This window comes from Streptomyces sp. NPDC002845 (genome assembly GCF_053591955.1).
This window is the reverse complement of the sequence record NZ_JBSFUU010000222.1, coordinates 1-1,785: the sequence shown is the minus strand read 5'-3', so window position 1 is coordinate 1,785 and position 1,785 is coordinate 1. Positions and strand designations below refer to the sequence as shown.

The 1,785-nt window shown below is 68.7% G+C and carries 1 protein-coding gene; it reads right to left on the bottom strand.

Features of this window, described 5'->3' with window-relative positions:
- Positions 1-472: 472 nt before the first annotated feature.
- On the bottom strand, positions 473-1,785 hold a 1,313-nt coding region (locus tag ACWD3C_RS48490), incomplete at its 5' end, for an RICIN domain-containing protein (protein ID WP_451155217.1).

The window sequence follows — 1,785 nt, the reverse complement described above, 5'->3', positions numbered from 1 at the left end:
TCCTGGGCTCGTTGACAGGTTTCTCTCATTGCGGCTTCAGCCGCCGAAACGGGCGCGCGTCACGAGAAGACCGCCGTCCCGGCACCTTCTCCACCGTCGGCAGGACCTCCGCGCTCCGGCCCGCTGAACAGCGTCCGACGCGTGATCGCGTCGACTGCGGCCGGCCCTGACACGGCGGTCGCGGCCGGTTTCCCCGGTCGTCGGTGCGGTAGAAGGAGGCCGGTGCGATGCCTGTGGCGACGAGTCTGAACAGCAGGCGGGTGAACATGTCGGGCACGTTCAGCTGATCGGCCGCCCGATCCGCCTGCCCGACCTGGACCGCGACGACGCCTCGGCCATCTGGCCCGGTCCGTCCTCCCACTGATTTCGGGCGGTGCAGCCGCCCGGCAGTCGACACCGCCCGCCGCCGGGACCGGTTCGACGGTCGGCCCGGCGACGGGCGGTGTGGCGGTGCAGGTCAGGTCAGGTCAGGTCAGTTGAGGGTCCACTGCTGGTTGGTCTGCCCGTTGCAGGTCCACAGGAGCAGTTTGGTGCCGTTGGCGGTCGCCGCCCCTTCGGCGTCGAGGCACAGTCCCGACAGGTCGTTGGTGATCGTGCCGTCGGAGTGGACGGTCCACTTCTGGTTGGTGCCGCCGTTGCAGTCCCAGATGATGACCTTGGTGCCGTTGGCGGTGCCGTTGTTGTCGGCGTCCAGGCACTTGTTGCCGTAGACGACGAGTTCGCCGCGTGAGGTCTGCGTGAAGGTCTCGTTCTGCCCGCCGAAGCAGTCCCACAGGATGGCCTGAGAGGTGTTGGTGATGGTGTTCTTCTCCAGGCCGACGCAGCGGTTCGAGGCGGCGCCGACGAGGGCCACGCCGTTGGTGCCGGGGATGCCCTGGACACGGATCGCGTCGATGTTGGGCGCGGTGCTGCCGGAGACCGTCGCGAAGCGCACGGTGTTGGTGCCCTTGGCCAGGTGCGCCAGTACGGACACCGTGCGATGGGTCGTGGCCGAGCCGGTCGGCGGGAAGGCGACGACGTAGCTGTACTGGCCGTTGACCTTGATGGTCGCCTTACGGGCCGTGCTGCCGCCGTTGGCGTAGGTGATGTCCACCAGCTTGGTGCCCGCCGCGCCGGTCGTGACGGCACTGAACGTGGGTGTGGTGGCCGTGGTGGTGTCCTCGTAGGTCGACCCGGACGCCTCGGTGCCGGAGACGGTGAGCAGGACGGCGTCGCCCGCCGGGACGGTGGTGGAGTAACTCGTGGAGTGGGAACCGGCGTTGGTGCCGGTCCACACGTTGCGTACAGACGCCGAGGCACTGGTCAGGCCGAGGTCGGCCCAGCGGACGGTCATGGACGCCGACGAGGACGTGCGGTTGAGCAGCAGCACGGCGCGCTTGCCCGTGCCGGCGAGGACCTTGCCGTACACCTGCAGGTTGCGGGTGTCCTCGGCGACCTTGACGCCCTGCAGCCCGCGTGGGTCCTGGTCGATGGCGATGATCTCGCGGTTGGTGAGGATGTCGCGGGTGGTGGTGCTCATCGTGGCCAGGTTGTTGCCGGCCAGCAGCGGGGCGCCGGAGATCGCCCACAGGCCCATGTGCAGCCGGTTCTGGGCGGCGGTGAGGCCGCTCATGCCGACCATCAGCATGTCGGGGTCGTTGTAGTAGCCGGTGTGCTGGGCCGCGGGGTGCAGCCCCTTGTCGAAGTTGGTGAGCATCATGCCGGTGGTCGGGGTCTGGCCCCAGAAGATGACATCGGTGCTGGTGCGCCACAGGTCGCCGTATCCGGTGGCCCAGTTCCACGACA